The sequence below is a fragment of the Slackia sp. CM382 genome (assembly GCF_000293015.1).
GTDB lineage: Bacteria > Actinomycetota > Coriobacteriia > Coriobacteriales > Eggerthellaceae > Slackia > Slackia exigua.
In genome coordinates, this window is record NZ_ALNO01000001.1 from 79,982 (window position 1) to 97,435 (window position 17,454).

Genomic DNA, 17,454 nt, shown 5'->3' on the forward strand with positions numbered 1-17,454 from the left:
GGATCCGCCGGACCGGACGGCTCGCTTCGTCGGATGACGGACGATCCGACTGGATGGTTCGCATGCCTCCTTACGTGCGGGCCTCTCTAGAACGCACGCGTTCAAGCGCGTCATGATCCGCACGTCCTCCTCCGAGCAGGATCCCCTCCTCCTGCTCGGAGATATGTTCGAAGCGCCCTGCGCACGCCTCCGTTCATCAACCAGGCCACGGTGCTGACGAATGCGCTCACCTGGACGATGAACTCGATGACGGGCACCGCCATCCGATCGGCTACGCAAGACGCTCCATGCGCACGCCCACATCGATCGGCTTCGCGTTGAACGGAGCCGTCGTGGCGAGCCCATCAACGCCGGTCGCCGCATAGGCGGCGGCATTCGTCTCATCAATGCCGCCCGCAGCGATGATCGTGAGACGAGGATCGATCGCACGCAGCTCGCGCACCAATTCGCTCGTCTCGGCAACCTCGACCTTGTCGAGCTGGACCCCGTCTATCAGAGGCATGCCTCTGACACCGCGCACGAGCACGCGCGCCTCATCGGGCGACGCTTCCACGAAGATCTTCTTCTCCACGCACTTCGCGCGCATCGCGGGCAGCGCGGCACGCAGCCCTTCGAATCCTCCGAGAAACTCCCTGTGCTGCGCGAAGATGAGCACCGTTTCGGAAACGCCCAATCGATGCGGCCATGCTCCGCCCGCCATGACGGCAAGCGTGAGCAGATCCTTCGCGCCAGGCTGGCTCTTGCGCGTGGTCAGGATCTCGCACGCCGGATTCGCCGCATGCGCGGCATCGACCATGGCGCGCGTCTTGGTGGCCACCGCCGACAGGTGGTCGTAGACGTTCTGCCCCACCTTCCACATCGCATGGAGCGAAGATGCACGGCCGCTCACGACCATAAGCGCGCTTCCCGCGCACGCACGGGCGCCATCGCATACCGCCTGTTCGACGGAAAGGCCCAGCCGCTGGGCGATCCTGCGATTCACATCGGTGCCGGCGACAATGCAATCCTCGCGCGTCACGTAGGTCATGCGGCCCCGGTTCTTCCCGATGCCCAGAAGCTCGGTCGTAAGATCGATATAAGGCACGTCTTCGGCGATAAGCGCGTCGATGCGCGCATCGGCCATCACAAGCATTGCCGTCCTCCTTCAGCCGTCCATTCCCAAAAACGACGATACGTCGTCATCATGCGCCGCATCGAACAGATCGTCCGCCGCAACGACCGCCTTAAGTCCGCCATCAAGCACGATGCCCACGCGATCCGCAAGCTGCTGCGCTTCGTTGAAATCATGCGTGACGAACACGATCGTGCAATCGAAATCCCGATGCACCATGCGCAGCAGATCGTGCATGCGCGCCTTCGTCGTGGGATCGAGCGCCGAGAACGGCTCGTCCAGAATAAGAAGACGGGGCCTTAGCACGAGCGCGCGTGCAAGCGCGGCGCGCTGCGATTCGCCGCCGCTGATCACGCCGGGCATCTTATCCGCCAGGCCCCCGATGCCGAATGCTTCGAGCATATCCCCGACGCGACGTCGTTCCTCGTCCGCGCCTACGTGCGCACATCTCAGCCCGTATGCGACGTTATCGCCCACCGTCATGTGGGGGAAAAGGACGTAGTCCTGATAGAGGATGCCGATGCCCCGGTCTTGGACCGCGATATCGCGTGCGTCACATCCGTCCAACAGCACGCGACCCTTATAGTCCTCGAATGCGCCGGCGATCGTTTCCATGAGCACGGTCTTGCCCGAACCGGTCGCGCCCAGCACGGCGAACGCCTCGCCTGCCTCTATCGCAAGATGCGGCACGCGCAAGGCGAACGTACCGCGACGAACCACGAGATCCTCGACGTCCACGCGCATGCCCATCAGGCATCGCCTCCCACTCGCGTCGCATGCGACGGCCCGTTCAAAACATTGGCAAGCACGAGGGTCGCCGCACTCACAAGGAGCATGATCATCGCCGTCGCCATGGCCGTGTCGGTATTGCCGGTGGAAATGCTCAGATAGATCGACCCAGGAAGCGTTTCGGTGCGCATGCGCGTGACGCCTACGAGCATCAGCGTCGCACCGAACTCGCCCATGCCACGCGCCCAGGTAAGAACGAATGCCGAGATGACGGCATTGCGGCACAAGGGCAGCGTGATGGTTCTGAACGTATCGAACGGAGACGCACCCAGCGTGCGTGCGACGAATTCCATGCGCGGATTCACATCGGCCATTGCCGTGCGCACCATGCGCAGGGAAAACGGCAGGTTCACGATCATCTGCGCGAACACGATGCCCGCAGGTTGGAACACCACGGAAAACCCTGCATGCGCAAGCGCCTTGCCCGCAGGCGAAGAGAACATCACCAGCAAGGCGAAGCCCAGCACGATATAAGGCAGCGACAGGGTGAGCTCCATCAGCACCTCCATCGCACGTCGCCCAGGAAAGCGCACGTGCGTGAGGGCATAGCCTGCGGGCAGTGCGAGCAGAAGGCATATCGTCGTGGATATCGTCGACGTCACGACGCTCATGCGCAGCGAGAACATCACTTCGTCGGAGGATACGGCCTCGTGGAAGTGCGTGATGCCGCTCACGGCGATCGTCGCCACCGTCGCACCCACGAAGAGCAGCACGACCAATGCGGCGGCGCCGCATACCAGCGAGAAGACCTCGCGCGACCGACGCGTGGGTTTCGATACGCCCTTCATGGTGCGAAGCGGCGGCGCGCGCTATGCGATTTCGTAGCCGGCTGCCGTCCAGACGGCCTTGGCCGCGTCGCTGCCCAAATAGCTCATGAACGCATCGAGCGTTTCCTGGTCCTGCGTATAGGAAAGCTCGACGGCCAGAATGGTCTTAGTGTATGCGCTCATCTCGTCATCCGCGACGGACACGACGCCATCGACCATGTTCTCTTTCCACACGATGCCCGCGTCGCCCTGATCGGATGCAAGCGCGGTGGCGATCTGAGGAGCCGTGGTGGTCGTGGTGATCTTGTCTTGCAAAGAATCCCATAGTCCGGCATCGCTCAGGGCCTTCTTCGCGACCTTGCCGATCGCCACGGATTCAGGATCGCCGATCAGAAGGCTGTCGACGTTTCCAAGATCGGCGAGCGCATGGACGTCCTTGGGGTTGGACGAGGGGACGACGAGCACGGGAATATGCTTCACCAGATCAGTGGATTTCGTCGTCGCGTCGGCCACGCGCTTGGCTTCCTCGCCCGAGCCGGCGATCCACAGATCACCCGATTCCGACTCATTGATCTGGGTCTGGATCTGGGCCGCATTCGCATAGGTCACGTTCATCGTGCAGCCTGTTTCGTCCTGGAAGTCTTGGGCGATCTTCTTGAACGGTTCGGTCATGCCGGCGCCGCAATAGATATTGAGCGTCTTGCCGGACAGATCGGCAGCTGTTTTCATTTCCGCATCCGAAGCGGATGAGTCCGATGCGGCATCGCTCGATGCAGATCCGCCGTCACGTCCGCACCCCGTGACGGCGAAGAGAGCAGCCGATGCTCCGAAAACGCCGGAAAGCTTCAAGAAGTTGCGACGGGACAGGTTGCTTGCATTCGTGTTCAATGTAGTTCCTTCCTTGATTTGCGCAGTTCGAACGCACGGCGATCGGCCGCGCGCCTCCCTGCCATGTGCCCCTCCGACACATAGCCGACGCCGTCCATGCGCTCGTTTCCGCACATGCGGCACGCATAGAAACGAATTATATATTCCTATTTCAGAATATTTCAACCAAGGGATAGGGTATGAATTTAGGCTCGAAGAAGTGAGAAGGAGTTCCGAGAGCGTGAACGCACCCTAAAACCCTAAGACCTCTTTCATGAAAACACATACTGCGGCGTCTTCTTTCTTCGTAAGTGAGCGCCTGATTCGATCGATTTCATCCTTATTGAGATGGGGCCAAATGATCCTCGCTGCTTCAGCGTCCTTTTCCTGCTTGCCTTTGCGTTCCTTGTTGATAACCATCTTATGCACCGCATAGGCCTCCGGCGATGGCACGAGCAAGGTCATGCCCAGATAGCTGACCTCGACAGTGTTTCGAGAGAGAATATCCATATGCCAAAGACTTTGGGCCGAAACGCCGATATTGGTCTCCAGGGAGGATTCCGCACCGGCCCCCATCTTGCCGATAAGAAACTCCATCTCCAAACCTGAACGGTCCATTATCTTGGTGGTGCCGGTCAATCTGTCCGATTCGACAATATACCCTGCATTTCGTGCAGCTGAAGCAAGATGTATGGGCTCTGCAGGCTTTCGCGCATTACGTACCAAGAAATCAACGTCCAAGGTTCTGATGTTCGGCTCGAATCCTTCCAGTATGCCAAGCTTGCGAAATAAGTACTCTGCCCATGAGCCGACCAAGATGACATGCTTGAGACAGCCCGTGGCATCCAGAAGCTTAATGAATCGAGCGAACTCATGCTCTTGAATGCTCATCGACATACCCCCTTCCTAATGCTTTCACTATTTGGCGACGACTCTTTGCCTGTTCCTTCAAGGCCGCTTCGTTCTCTTTGCGTCGAGCTATGCCTTGAGCAACGGAGTCGACATCCACCGCCTTCACGTATTCGCTTTTCACATGGACTCCATCGCGGTACTGCAAATAATAGTAAGGGCGGCCGCCGATCATGCGTTTACGCACGCTGCCGCGGGGAAGCGAGTCATTTTCCGCCTCCATGGCGCGGGATATGCGCAGGGAACGATCGTATTCCTCCATGAGCACTTCCTCTAATATCGACATTGCTCCTCCTTTACCCTACATTGATATAATTATATTTAAATGTAGGGTAATTCTGAAATGAAGTCCAGATATCCGAGCCGTCGCATGGAATAAAAGATGGGACGTCGCGCCACGCGAAACCGGCAAGGCCATGCGAGCAGCCAGACACGTCGAAGCGAGACGCCTGCCCTACAATTCCAACCGCCTGTTCGTCTCCCGATCCCTCGGCGCCACGGGCTCCATATCCAGACGCAGGGCCTGCTCGACCACTTTCATGAGGTCTTCGTCGCAGATGGTCGGCTTCACCTTCACGAGCCCCACCAGGCCGAATATCACCAAGCAGAACATCTCGTATACCAGGTGTATCTCGATCTGATGATACGCCGCGTACTCCGCAACGATATGATCGTTCAGGCAGTCCACCGTCTCCACCGTCGCACGCACGTCGAACGCATCGCGCACCCCGAGCTCTTCGAGCACGGAAATCATCGGTCGCGGTTCCCCGTCCGCATCGTAGAGGGCATAGCGGAACGTATGGACGCAGGTGCGCAAAGAGCCGGCCGTATCGCCGAACGCGCGTGATTCATTCCATGCGATAACGCTTTCCACCAGGTCTTCCGCATAATCGTCGAGCACCGCCTCGATGATCCCGTTCTTATTGCCGAAGTGGTAGTACGCAAGCTCGCGGGTCACGTTCGCCTCACGCGCGATGGCCGTCACCGTGGTCTTCCGAACGCCGTCGCGCTCGAAGAGCGCCCGGGCAGTCGCTGCGATCACGCCGGGCGTGCCTTGAAGACGCCGCGTTTCGGCAAGATTCTCCCGATGCCTGCGTACATGTGCGGCAGCCTCCTGCGGCGTTCGCTCTCCATAGCGCCGTATCGTCGCCATGACCGTCCCTTCTCTTTCATACGTCTTCGTCCACGTGAGAGTGCTTCTCTACCGCGACCTGGAGATCTTCCGCAAGACCCAATAGCCTGCAGGTTCGAGCGCCTTCTTCTACGCGTGATCCGGAAGCTCTTCGATGGTATTGCACATACAAGAGTCTTTTGTGAAATCATATTATATTCCATGATGCTACACTCCGGGTAATTTCACCATCCTGACTTGGGAAAATGTCTCATCAAGGAGGTATGGCATGACGGTTCCCGTTTGGGTCACTCCCGTATCCATGGCGGTCTACACCACGCTCCTCATGCTCTTCACGGAGTTCATGCGCCGCCATTACCGCACGTCCATGTGGTTCTGGGTGGTTTCGCTCGCCACGGTCCCCTTCTGGATCATGAACATACCTTCCGACGACTGGTTCCGCTGGGCGAAGAACCTTTCAGTCATCCTTCCGCTCATCTATGCAGGCATCGGGCGCTTCGCCGCCGTGGAGCAGAAGGACACGCCGTTCTGGCGGCTCATGCGCAAGCGCTGGGTTCGATGGACGCTCTACGGCATCGTGTTCTGCAACATCGCCGAAGCCACGCTGCGCGACGTGGAAATGGGCAACTACATGAACGGCCTGGCAGGCCTCATCCTCTGCATCACCATGCCTTTCGGCGACAAATACTGGAAATACGACACCGCCCATTACGGCGAGATCATCGCCTATACGGTTCCCATGTGGAACTTCCTCTACACCACGTGGAACGCCTGCTTCGTCTACGCCGAAGGCCACGAGTTCTTCGCCAGCACGTGCTGCATTCTTGCGGCGGCCGAGCTGTACCCCCTGATCAAACGCCAGCCTGAGCTCTACATCACAGGACGTATCTACACGCTCGGCATCCACCTGCTGCTGCGCAGCTGCTTCCCGCTGCTCTTCCCCACCATCATGAACAGCGCCGCCTGGTTCAATCCCGACGTGATGTATTGGTGGGGTATGTTCAACGGCATCATCGGCCTGCCGTTCGTGTTCTGGTACTGCTACCAGCTCCATGCGGGCAAGGCCGATATCTCCTTCCGCCGCCGCAAAGCCCGCGAGGCATACCTCATCGGACGCGAGAAGGGCCTCATCGACGACTACGGCGATCCGGTGGATCCCACGGCATCCGCGCCCGCGCAGGCCGCGGCCGCGGGCGTCCAAGCCGGCGCGGCATCGAAGGCATCCCGGTAAGACATCGGCCTTTGCGCCGACAAGACCATCGACCCTTACGCGTCCCCTATTCCCATTCGCCGTCGGAGGCGAAGAGCGCGGCCGCTGCGTTGGAAGCGGTGGATGCCACGTCTCAAGAAACGTGGCAGAAGAAGCATTCGAGGAGCAACGATGGGAATCCTCTATCAAGCAGCCGACCCGATCTATTGGGCGATATGGGTGTTCGTGCTTTTCGCGCTGATGGCCTTCAACGAACTCGGCCGCGTGAAGCCCTGGTGCGGACTGGCCCTGTTCGCCGTCGTCCCGATCGTGCTCACCCTGTTCGTCTGGCCCCAAACCGCCGCCCCCGGCAACGAATACGGCACCGGCACCTGGTTCAACTGGGTCAAGACCTACTCCGCCCTTGCCGGCTGCCTCGGTTTCATGGCCCTGCGCTTCGTGAAGTGGCAAGGCGCGGACGGTGCGACGCACCATCTGTACGAAAAGAGATGGGCGCTCTGCTTCCCGCCGTTCATCCTTGCCCTCAACATCGCCGAGGCGGTGATCAGGGATTTCCAGGTGTACGGATTCGGCCTTTGGGAAGGCGGCCTGGTCGAGAACCTGTGGACCATCTCGGGGCCGTGGAACATCATGAACGGCATCGCCGGCATCCTGAACATCGTGACGATCTGCGGGTGGTTCGGCATCTTCATCTCGAAGGATCGTTCTAAGGATATGATCTGGCCCGATATGATCTGGGCATGGATCATCGCCTACGACCTTTGGAACTTCGCCTACACCTACAACTGCATCTCCGACCATTCGGCCTATTGCGGTTTGGCGCTGCTGCTCGCATGCACCATCCCCACGTTCTTCATCAAGCGCGGCGCATGGCTGCAGCACCGCGCCCAGACGCTGGCGCTCTGGATCATGTTCGTCATGACCGTGCCCCAGTTCGCCGACGTGCTGGCGCCCATCCCGACGACCCACAACCCCACGGCATTCTTCATCGTGAGCCTCGTCGCCCTAGCATCGAACGCGGCTGTGGCGGCCTACCAGCTCCATCGCGTGCGCGCACGGAAGCTGAACCCGCTGAAGGACCAGATCTATGCCGATACGAAGGTCTATCGGCGCGTAGCGGACGAGAACCGCTGACGGGACGGACCTCTTCCAAGCGAATTCAAGCGCTTCCTCACGCGCTCGCCGACATGTCGACAGCCTCCCCCGCGCTCGCGCTTGCGCCGTCGTATGCAACGCCATTCACATAGAGCGTATGGCCGTTCAGATCGATGCTGCCCGGCACGCAGGTAAGGCTCGTGACGTAGGAGTCGCCGGTAAGCGTCCACGTGCTGTTCGCGTCGAGCTCGACGTACACGTCGCCTTCCTGGCCCGAAGGGTTGACGGCCCCGGAGAACGAGGATCCGTCCTGCAGGTACAGGTTGAGCGCCGAGACGTCGTCGACGAGCATATCCCCGTCGATGGCCTGGCTCGACGCGTTCAGCGTGACGTTCCCGCCGTTGCTGCCCTGCGTGCCCCAGCCGGCCGCCGCCGCGCGCAGGAAGACCCCGGACGCATCGTCGTTCGTGATCGCGGCATCCGTGAGATCGATCCGGCACAACGTGTTGTTGACGAAGAAGACGTCGCCGTTCTCGTTCGTGAGCGTGCCGCCGTCCATCGAGAACGACGAGGTTCCCGAATCCGCATCGCCCGACATGGACTGATAGATCATGACCGCTTGATAATAATCGGACTTATCGCTGTTCTTCGTGGTGTTCGATGCGATGAGCTGGCAATCGGTGAGAGCGACGGAGTTCTTGCCTTCCACCACCACGCCCTGGGAAGCGCTCGACTGCAGATAGGCGCCCTGCACCGAGATGTCGGCCGTAGAATAGATCGCGGGGGAACCGGTGCCTGCAGTGGTGTAGTATCCGCCGGTCACGTTGACGTCGCCACCGCCGCGGTCGGAGCGGATCGCGGCGGACGAATTCCCCTGCGTCTCGGCGGTCACGTCGGTCGCGTTCATGATGCCGCCGCCGGTGGTCATAAGGCCGCCTGAGCAGTTCCCGGCGGTGCGGATGATCGAATGCGAGACGTTTACCGTCGTGCCGTCGCCGTACGAGAACACGCCGTTCGCATGCGTGCCGTCGGTGGTCGCGATGAGGTCGCTCAAGTCGAGCGTCGCGCCGTTCGTGGCGAAGACGGCGGCATTCTCGCCGTAGAAGTCGGCCTCGTCGCCGTCGGAATCGCCGGTCTTCCCGACCGAGGCGTTCGAATAGCCTGCGGATTCGCCATCAGCGGTTATGGCATGTCCGCCGTCGGTGGAATCCTCGTAAGAGCTCTGCGTGGAGATATCCGCGTCGGCGAACCTTTGCGACGAAAGGTCGAGCGCTGCGGCGGCCGTCGTCGCGGCCTCGGCCGACGTGCCGGCCTGCGTGCCGGCCGCGGCATCGGCGCCGGCGCGTTCGCCCTGCGCGTCCGTCTCACCTGCGCAGCCGACGAGCGAGAACGCCAGCGCAGCCATAAGGCCTGCGATTTCTATAAGATGTTTCTTCATGGTCGTGCCCCCGTTCGCGTTTCCGCCTGATACCGGAGACGATAGCCGATCAAGCTGAAAAGCGTCTGAACGATGAAGCATCTAGGCCGACCGAAGATACTCCGCCGCACCGGGCTAATCACCGTATCGAAGCACCAGGTCGCGAAGCGCCTCGCGCGACAGCGGGTCGGGCACGACGAACATCTCGTTATCCTCGAGCGCCTGCACGAGCGTCCGATACGCCTGCGCCTGACTGCTTTCCGGAGCATGCTCCACGACCGTCTTCTGATGGGCCTCCGCTTTTTGCACAAGCGCGTCTCGCGGCACGACACCGAGCACAGGACACCCGATCGCCTTGGCGAACCCGCTCACCAAATCCACCTCACGCTCGACATTGCGGCAGTTGCAGATGATCCCCCCGATGCGCGCCTGCCCCGACGAGGCGTAGCGGCGCACGCCCTTGCAGATATTGTTCGCCGCATACAGCGACATCATCTCGCCGCTGGTCACGAGATATATCTCGCGGGCGAACCCCTGACGGATCGGCATCGCGAACCCACCGCACACGACATCGCCGAGAACATCGTAGAAGACGAAGTCAAGCGAGTCGTCGATCAAGCCTTTGCGTTTGATGAGGTCGATCGCCGCGATTATCCCGCGACCCGCGCACCCCACGCCCGGCTCGGGGCCACCGGCCTCTATGCATGCTATGCCCGCGAATCCCATCTTCACCACGTCGTCGACGCCTTCTTCGAGACGGGATCCTCGAGAAAGCGCGCGCACCTGATCAAGCACCGTATCGTTCAAGAACTCCCCGGTAAGCATCGACGTGCAGTCGGCTTTCGGATCGCACCCGACCACCATCACCTTTCGACCGGCGGACGCCAGGGCGGCCGCCATGTTCTGGCTTACGGTCGATTTGCCGATCCCGCCCTTCCCATAGAACGCCACCTGGCGCAGTGCGGTGACTCGACCCTGATGGGGGTAGGTCCCCCGTCGAAAACCGATATCCTGACGCGGGTCGGATATCGGTCGCGGGCCACTGCCCTGATGCAGGTTGATTTCCTGTAGCACGTCAATTTCTCGGCGCAAGTTGGAGCCGGACCGCCCGTTCGCGTTATCCATAACGTCTCTCTCTTAGAAATAGCGTGCAATCGGGAGCTCATGCGGTTCGAGCGAAGCTTCTTCCGCTTCGATGAGCGCACCGGCGATGTCGCGCAGCAGACGAATCGTCCCACGATACCCCATGTACGAATCGATGAAAGAAAGCGGCCGATCCGTATTGGGAAACCCCACCCTCACCAAAGGAACGCCCGCGCGCGCCGCCAAACGCTTGTTCCTGCTGTCGCCCAGGATGATATCCACGGGATGCGCCGCCAGCCACTCCTCCGCATCGAGCCGATCGGAAGAAGCAAGCACTGCGCATGGCAAGGCGTTTGCGGCGCTTCGCTCCTCCGACGCAGAGGCGATGCACCCCTGCAGACGTTCCTCGAAATCGGAGGCGGTATCGCCCGCCACGACGCAAGCGGGCACCATTCCCGCATCCACCAAGAGCCCCGCCAAGCCGCATGCCGCGTCAGCATCGCATATCACCATGGCACGCTTGCCATAGAGCAGATCGGCCTGCGACATCAGGGCTTCGACCGCCCGGCGACGCTGCTCGGCGATACGGCCCGGCACCACGCGTCCCGATATCTCATGGGCCGCCTTCACGATCGCGTCAGAGGCCGTGACGCCTATGGGAAGCGCGGATCGCACGATACGGGCAAGCGGCGACGCTTCTTCGAAGGCACGCGCCGCCGCTTCGGTCGCCTCGATGCCGACGAACAACCCGAATCCGCACGATGCGACTTCTTCGATCCTGCGCAGCGGCGTCCCTCCCGGAGGGTAGACATCGGCCGCATCCGAGGGTCGCACGTCATACACGTCGCGTATATCAGGCAACACAAGCGTATCTGTGAAGAACGGAGCGACCAGCTCCTCGATGGCTTCGACGTCCGCCGGATCGCACCACCCGGGCACCAGGAGCGCCCTGTCGCCATGCAGCCCGCACGCATTCACGCCTCCGCTGTCGGCATCGCCCCGATCGGACCACGTTTCCGAACATGGGGAATGCACCTCGGACTGCGAAGGCCATGCATCCGACCGCGCAGGATGGGCATCGAGCCGCACTAGCGGCGCTTCCTGGCGCAAGGAACGCGCCAACTGACCGATCATCGCCGCGACGCACGCGCCGTACCCTGCAAGATGCGAACCGGTGTAGCTCGGCGTCGAAACCCAAACCACATGCTTCCCCTCAGGAACATCCAGCCTGTCGACGATGCCCTGCATGTCGTCGCCGATCGTTTCAGAAAGGCATGTGGTGAACAGCACGATGGTTTCAGGGTCGTACAGCCGGAAGACGTTCGCGACCGCCTCGCGGACGTCGTCTTCTCCCCCGTACATCGCCGCCCGATCGTCGAGCATCGTGGACGGGACGTGCAGCACGCGCTGAAAATGCCGCGCGATCTCCATTCGCTGAAAACGCGCGCATCCTGATGCGCCGTGCGACAGCGGCATCGCTCGATGGATGCCGAAAGCCGCGTACATCGCGCCGAGCGACATGCAAGGATTCAAGGGGTCTATGGTCAAATCGCGACGATCGGGCCTATCGCCGAACGTGCATTCATCGCTTGTCCTGCGCGCCGGATCATCCATCTTGCCTGCCCTCCGTCAGCCATGAGGGTTCCGTATCCAGCCAATGCCCCAATTCGGATGCTATCGCCAGATCGCGGGCGAAGCTCATGAACCCTTCGAACCCTCCGTAGTCCGTGCCGCGCTCGTCGGAAAGGAACTTCTCGGAGCGCATGGGCGTACGGATCCTGCCGAACCGCTGTTCTACGCCGGCGAAGCATATATCAGGATTCAATATCGAAAGCGTATCGGTCACTTCGCGCGAGGAAAACGTCGCGCGCACCCAGTCCGCATCTCGCGCAGATACCGGACGCAACGCATGCTCGCAGCCCGGAAGCGACGCTCTGCGTTCGCCCGATGGAAACCCCGAACAGGCGATCCTTCCGGCCAACGCGACGGGGACGTTCATGCAGAATCCTTGGTCCGTATAGTGCTGCGCAGCATAATCAGGAGCGATCATGATCACATCCATACCCAGTTCAAGAGCCATGGTGGCGAAGGCATCGCTCCGGAAGATATCTTCGAATATGACCGCGATGCGTCCGGCGTAGCGTTCCCGCGCCCTCTCGAGCGCAGGCGCGATGCGCTCCATCGACGCCGCGATGACCTGCTCGGTCTTGAGATCAAGCTCCTCCGACCCGAAAGAGCGCGCCATGGCGCGAAGCGATCTCGCGATGTTGCCGAGGCCCGTGAACGACACGCGCATGAATCCCGTTCCATACCGTTCGCCATACATCTGAGGAACGGCGTCTATCGCCTTGCCCGAATCCAGCACGATAAGGCGCGCATCCTGGCTTGCACGGATGTCCTCATAGGTGGTGGTGCCCATCAGCGAACATACGACATCGTAACCGACCTGCTCGAGCAGGGAGGAAGCGACGCCGTTCCCGAAACGGGCCGATTCGCTCATGTAATGGATGGGATAGGGTCCGCGCGGGCGCGTTTCCCGCCCCACCCATTCCTCGAATATGCGCCTTCCCCCTATAAGCCAGCCGGGCTCGCGTTTGAATCCCTCGCATGACAGCGCGAGCACGTCGATTCCATGGCGGATGGCGGCATCACGCGCCACTTGCTCGATATCGTCGCCGATGATGCCGACCGGACAGGTGGCGCACACCGCTATCGCTTCCGGATGGTAGCGGGCCGCTGCCTCGTCGATGGCGTTCGCGAGCTTCTCTTCCCCTCCGAACACGATGTCCGACTCATCCATGCAGGTGACGAATGTGCGCGCCGCGAACGCGGGAACCTCGACGGATGCCGCCGTCGCATCGGCGCCTTCCTTCGCGTTCGCACCTGCGCCCGGACCGGGACCTTCGTAACCGCTGATGCCCGCGTAATAGGCGCAGCCTACCGGTCCATGCGAGATGAGCAGGACATCGCTGATTCCGCCGAGCATAAGCCCGCGGCATGCCATGTAGCAGCATCCGCCTCCGTAGAACACGCCGGGAATCGGCATGAGCCTTCGTTCGACGGCCGATGCCCCATCGCTCGGACCGTTTCGAGCATCGATCATCTGCCCCCTCCTTCGTCAGGGGTTTCGTCGATGGGAACCTGCACCGCCGCGCATATCCGAAAGGCGCGCGGCGGTGCCGATCGTTTCAGCGGGAGAACCGATGACGGTGGCGGGCAGGCCGCAACCGATCAATCCGCCCAGACTCCGAGCGATCGAGCTAGCGAGAGGCAGAGGCCTTCGCGCCCGTGAAGCTTATCGTCTCCTGCTGCGTAAGCTCCGCAAGCTGCTCGTCGGTCAGATCGACGTTGTAGAACAGCTTGAAGAAATCGGAGATCTCTTGGTCGACGTCCACATCGATGTCCGGATAGCACACCTTGGCGAACCATTCGATGCCCAGAAGGCGCATCGCATTCGGCGGGCGGTCGAACCAGTTGAAAGGCTGCGCCGGCGTATTGTAGACGCGCCCGTTCTGCACCGCCTGAATGTCTGCCCATTGCGGGTTCGACACGATATCGTCGGCAAGGACGAACCCCGAATGGCACAGGATGATCTGAGGATTCCACTCGATGACCTGCTCGATGGATACTTCGGTGCGACCCTGGCCTTTCTTCATCTCGACATCGGCGACATTGATGACGTGCACGTAGGAAAGCACCTCGGTATGACTCGAACCTTCGGGGTCGGTGGCCAGACCGTCCGTGTTCTCGGCATAATAGACCGTCGGATGCTCGGATGCGGGAACGGCGTCGAGCTTGGAGGTGATGTCGGCGAAATGCTTCTCGTAGTAGGATGCCAGCTGTTCGCCGCGGTCGACCTCGTCAAGCCAATCGCCCAGCTGACGATACACGGTCGCCGTATCGGCGAGGTCGCTGGAGACGACCACGACAGGAATGCCGGTCTGCGTCTGGATATCGTCGGGAATGCTGGTGTCCGAACCGATGGACTTGCCGGATCCCATGTAGATGATCACATCGGGATCAAGAGCAATGATGTCTTCGATGTTGGCGGTCACGTTCTGGCCCATCCAGCCGCCGACCACGGGCAGCTTGGCGAAGTTCTCCGGAAGGTATCGCAGAGCCTCCTCGGACGGCTCGTTCACCCAGCCGATCAGCTTGTCCGGAGCAAGGGTTGCGACTGTCGCCTCCCCTGTCGGCACCGCGCAGTACACGCCCTTGACTTCGGTCGGAATGGTGACTTCGCGTCCCGCCATGTCCGTGATGGTGCGCTCCGTCGCGTGCGCGGTCGATGCGCCTTGCTGCCCGCTAGGCGCCTGATCTGAATCGCTTGCAGCGGAGTTCGCACATCCCGTCAGCATGCCGAGCGCCAACATGAGCGCGAGAACCGCCGCTGTCAATCCTTTTCTCTTCATCGTCCTTTCCTTTCCCTTCCTTTCCCTTCCTTTCCCTTCCTTTCGCTCCTCTCCCGAAGCGCCTTCGGACAGGCCGCCGTTTCGGCCGATATCCCTTAATGAACGCGATCGTCCGTTCAAGCCGGATCGTTCCGGTAACGGACGACGGGCACGCAGCTTTTCAGAAGACCGATGTCGTCGAGGTTTTCTTCGATGATCCGCACATCCACGCCGTACGTTTCGCGCAGCGATCGCTCGGTCACCACGTCGTCGGGCGCGCCGAACGTCACGTTCTTGCGGGTGATCAGCCCTACTTTGCTCGACGCGAGAAAGGCATGGTCGGGAAAATGCGACGTCATGACGACGGCAAGGCCTTCGTCGGTAAGACGGGAGATCTGCCTGAGAACCTTCACCTGGTTCCCGTAATCGAGGCTTGCCGTGGGTTCGTCCATGATCAGGATGCTCGGCTGCTGCGCGAGGGCGCGGGCGATCAGCACCATTTGCCGTTCGCCTCCGGAAATCCGGGTGTAGAGCTTGTCGGCTAAGAAATCTATTCCGAGATGCTCGAGACACGAGCGGGCATATGCCGTGTCCGTTGCGGACGGCGAGGCCATGGCGCCTATGCGGGCCACGCGCCCCATAGTCACGACATCGATCACCGAATAGGCGAACGGCGGAGTGTGGCTTTGAGGAACGTATCCTACCTGCCGCGCGATCTCGCGCACCGTCATGGCACCCATATCGCGGCCGTCTATCGAGATCGACCCGGCGAGCGGCTTGAGAAATCCCAGCATGCCGCGAAAGAGCGTGGTCTTGCCGACGCCGTTCGGGCCGAGCAGACAGAGCGTTTCTCCCCCGGACACGGAAAACGAGATGCCTTCGAGGATAGGCTCTCGAGCGTAACCTACCGACAGATTGCGAACCTCGAGCTCCATCAGGCCCACGTCCTTTTTCCCTTGATCAGCAGATAGATGAAGAACGGGGCGCCGATGATCGCGGTCGCGACCGAAAGGGGAATTTCCAGGGAAAGCAGGCAGCGGCATACATCGTCGATCACGAGCAGGAAAATCGCACCGATCAGCAGGGACGCCGGGAGCAGCTGCCGGTAGTTGGGCCCGACGATCATGCGGGAAAGATGCGGGATGACAAGGCCCACCCAGCCGACCATCCCCGCCGCAGCGACGGAGGCGGCCGTGATCAACGTCGCGCAACCGATGAACAACGCTCTGATGAACGCCGTATTCACGCCGAGCGCCCGAGCTTCCTCGTCGCCGAACGAGAGGACGTTGACCTGATAGCGAAGCAGCAACATGGGAACGACGCCGATCAGGAAGGGAACGACCAGCATGGGCAGGTCGTCGGGTTTGGTGCCCGAAAGCCCGCCCATCAGCCAATAGGTGATCGAAGGCAGGGTATCGTCGGGATCCGCGACATATTTCGTGATGGATATGAACGCCTGGAACAAAGCCGAGACCACCATGCCGGAAAGAACGAGGCTGAGCGTCATGTCGTTGCCGCGACTGACCGTCTTGCCCACCGCGTAGGTGAGCATGACCGCGACGATGCCGACGGCGAAGGCCGAGGCCTGCACGAAGAACGCGTTGAGGCCGAGCAGAAGCGCGTAGCATGCGCCGCACCCGGCGCCGGCCGACGCGCCGAGCAGATCGGGCGAGACCATCGGGTTCTTGAACAGCCCTTGAAAGCTCGCGCCCGCCAACGAGAGCGCGGCCCCGATGACGATGGCGCCGATGATGCGGGGAAACCGGACCTGTGTGATGACCGTGACGATGGCCGGTGCCACGTCGTAGGAGGTGCCGAAGAGCTGATTCGACGTCACCTGGAGGACCTCGCCGACCGTCATGTCGTAATGGCCGAGCGTGAACGAGTACAGCGCAACGGCGACGAGGATGGCAGACAGCACGACAAGCGTGCTCCCATAGACAAGTCGGCTTCTCTTCTTCACTACGCACCTCGTTGCGCGGGTGATACGTCCCATCTGCCGTCCATTGGTTACTATCCTTTATTGAGAATAGTATGTTCACGCAAATATAGCATGGTCGATGATGCGATGCATAGGACGTGCAGGAAAACGGGTGGAGAGTGAGCCGAATTCGATCAGCGCATGCTTCACCATAAGGCTGTCGCAGCCGATCATCTGTTCGCGCGCAAGACGGATGCCCGGAGCGATCGACTCGCTTGAACGTAGCTTAAAGATATCCTCCGACCATGCTCATGATCGGCGTTGGCTCCTCCTTCTGATAGCGAAGACCAGATACCCGAGCGCCATGCCGACCAGAGAGATCGCGGCACCCGCAGGCACCATGGAAGCCTCCGGCATGTTCACCTTGCCGAACGCGAGATTGTTCGCCATGCTGAACGTGGCGTACTCCGCGAGCATGTACATGACGCCGAATCCGATGCTGAAAACCCATTTCCCTCTTCCCCAATAGTCGTTCCTGCCGATCAGGAACGAGACGACCAAGGTGGTCGCCGGGAGGATGATCCAGAAGAACACGAGCGAGTACCCCATAGCGCCTTCGGCGTACGTTATGGCGAAGGCCCAGAACACGACGATCGCTGCGATCCAGATGACCAGATACGACGCAATCAATGCCAGCTTGGAGGGTTTGCCCTTCGCGGCGTTCGTGCTCTCGTTCCAATAGTCGATAGGACTGCTCATGAT

17 protein-coding genes are annotated in these 17,454 nt (G+C 60.9%); 2 read left to right on the forward strand and 15 right to left on the reverse strand.

From position 1 onward, the window contains the following. Positions 1-271 precede the first annotated feature (271 nt). From modD to HMPREF1155_RS00380, 7 genes are all read right to left on the reverse strand, one after another. On the reverse strand, positions 272-1,132 hold the full coding sequence (gene modD, locus HMPREF1155_RS00350; protein WP_009076352.1) for a ModD protein: 861 nt from the start codon (positions 1,130-1,132) through the stop codon (positions 272-274). Positions 1,133-1,144: 12 nt separating this feature from the next. Beyond that, a complete protein-coding gene (locus HMPREF1155_RS00355; protein WP_009076488.1) occupies positions 1,145-1,861 on the reverse strand; it encodes an ABC transporter ATP-binding protein in 717 nt (238 codons plus the stop codon). After that, positions 1,861-2,688, reverse strand: a complete 828-nt coding sequence (locus HMPREF1155_RS00360; RefSeq protein ID WP_009076209.1) for an ABC transporter permease — start codon at positions 2,686-2,688, stop codon at positions 1,861-1,863. The genes HMPREF1155_RS00355 and HMPREF1155_RS00360 overlap by 1 nt, the downstream gene beginning before the upstream one ends. A gap of 21 nt (positions 2,689-2,709) precedes the next feature. After that, positions 2,710-3,555, reverse strand: a complete 846-nt coding sequence (modA, locus tag HMPREF1155_RS00365) for a molybdate ABC transporter substrate-binding protein (protein WP_009076615.1) — start codon at positions 3,553-3,555, stop codon at positions 2,710-2,712. A 231-nt stretch (positions 3,556-3,786) separates the two neighbouring features. Then, on the reverse strand, positions 3,787-4,425 hold the full coding sequence (locus tag HMPREF1155_RS00370; RefSeq protein ID WP_009076187.1) for a GSU2403 family nucleotidyltransferase fold protein: 639 nt from the start codon (positions 4,423-4,425) through the stop codon (positions 3,787-3,789). Then, on the reverse strand, positions 4,406-4,705 hold the full coding sequence (locus tag HMPREF1155_RS00375; RefSeq protein ID WP_238319021.1) for a hypothetical protein: 300 nt from the start codon (positions 4,703-4,705) through the stop codon (positions 4,406-4,408). Before HMPREF1155_RS00375 ends, HMPREF1155_RS00370 begins: the two co-directional genes overlap by 20 nt. Before the next feature lie 192 nt (positions 4,706-4,897). Beyond that, the gene (locus HMPREF1155_RS00380; RefSeq protein ID WP_009076096.1) at positions 4,898-5,596 is read right to left on the reverse strand and encodes a TetR/AcrR family transcriptional regulator; all 699 of its coding nucleotides are present in this window, start codon (positions 5,594-5,596) and stop codon (positions 4,898-4,900) included. A 247-nt stretch (positions 5,597-5,843) separates the two neighbouring features. On the opposite strand from HMPREF1155_RS00380, the gene HMPREF1155_RS00385 reads away from it, so the two are divergent. Further along, a complete protein-coding gene (locus HMPREF1155_RS00385; protein WP_009076290.1) occupies positions 5,844-6,806 on the forward strand; it encodes a hypothetical protein in 963 nt (320 codons plus the stop codon). Positions 6,807-6,956: 150 nt separating this feature from the next. Further along, on the forward strand, positions 6,957-7,919 hold the full coding sequence (locus HMPREF1155_RS00390) for a DUF5692 family protein (protein ID WP_009076394.1): 963 nt from the start codon (positions 6,957-6,959) through the stop codon (positions 7,917-7,919). A gap of 37 nt (positions 7,920-7,956) precedes the next feature. Here HMPREF1155_RS00390 and HMPREF1155_RS00395 read toward each other — a convergent pair whose 3' ends face one another. The 8 genes from HMPREF1155_RS00395 to HMPREF1155_RS00430 form a co-directional block, all read right to left on the reverse strand. After that, entirely contained in the window at positions 7,957-9,318 is a 1,362-nt protein-coding gene (locus tag HMPREF1155_RS00395) for a hypothetical protein (RefSeq protein ID WP_009076528.1), read from the reverse strand. Positions 9,319-9,432: 114 nt separating this feature from the next. Continuing rightward, entirely contained in the window at positions 9,433-10,248 is an 816-nt protein-coding gene (locus HMPREF1155_RS00400; protein WP_009076505.1) for a P-loop NTPase, read from the reverse strand. A 186-nt stretch (positions 10,249-10,434) separates the two neighbouring features. Beyond that, complete coding sequence (locus tag HMPREF1155_RS00405) at positions 10,435-11,994, reverse strand: nitrogenase component 1 (protein ID WP_009076011.1); 1,560 nt, start codon at positions 11,992-11,994, stop codon at positions 10,435-10,437. After that, complete coding sequence (locus HMPREF1155_RS00410; RefSeq protein WP_009076294.1) at positions 11,987-13,483, reverse strand: nitrogenase component 1; 1,497 nt, start codon at positions 13,481-13,483, stop codon at positions 11,987-11,989. The genes HMPREF1155_RS00405 and HMPREF1155_RS00410 overlap by 8 nt, the downstream gene beginning before the upstream one ends. 157 nt (positions 13,484-13,640) lie before the next feature. Further along, positions 13,641-14,792: an ABC transporter substrate-binding protein gene (locus tag HMPREF1155_RS00415; RefSeq protein WP_039993053.1), complete on the reverse strand. Its 1,152-nt coding sequence runs from the start codon at positions 14,790-14,792 to the stop codon at positions 13,641-13,643. 116 nt (positions 14,793-14,908) lie between these two features. After that, a complete protein-coding gene (locus HMPREF1155_RS00420; protein WP_009076164.1) occupies positions 14,909-15,706 on the reverse strand; it encodes an ABC transporter ATP-binding protein in 798 nt (265 codons plus the stop codon). Further along, positions 15,706-16,734, reverse strand: coding sequence for an iron ABC transporter permease (locus HMPREF1155_RS00425; protein WP_009076292.1), 1,029 nt, complete (start codon positions 16,732-16,734; stop codon positions 15,706-15,708). The genes HMPREF1155_RS00420 and HMPREF1155_RS00425 overlap by 1 nt, the downstream gene beginning before the upstream one ends. A gap of 267 nt (positions 16,735-17,001) precedes the next feature. Beyond that, the gene (locus HMPREF1155_RS00430) at positions 17,002-17,451 is read right to left on the reverse strand and encodes a hypothetical protein (protein WP_009076260.1); all 450 of its coding nucleotides are present in this window, start codon (positions 17,449-17,451) and stop codon (positions 17,002-17,004) included. Between the last annotated feature and the right edge of the window lie 3 nt (positions 17,452-17,454).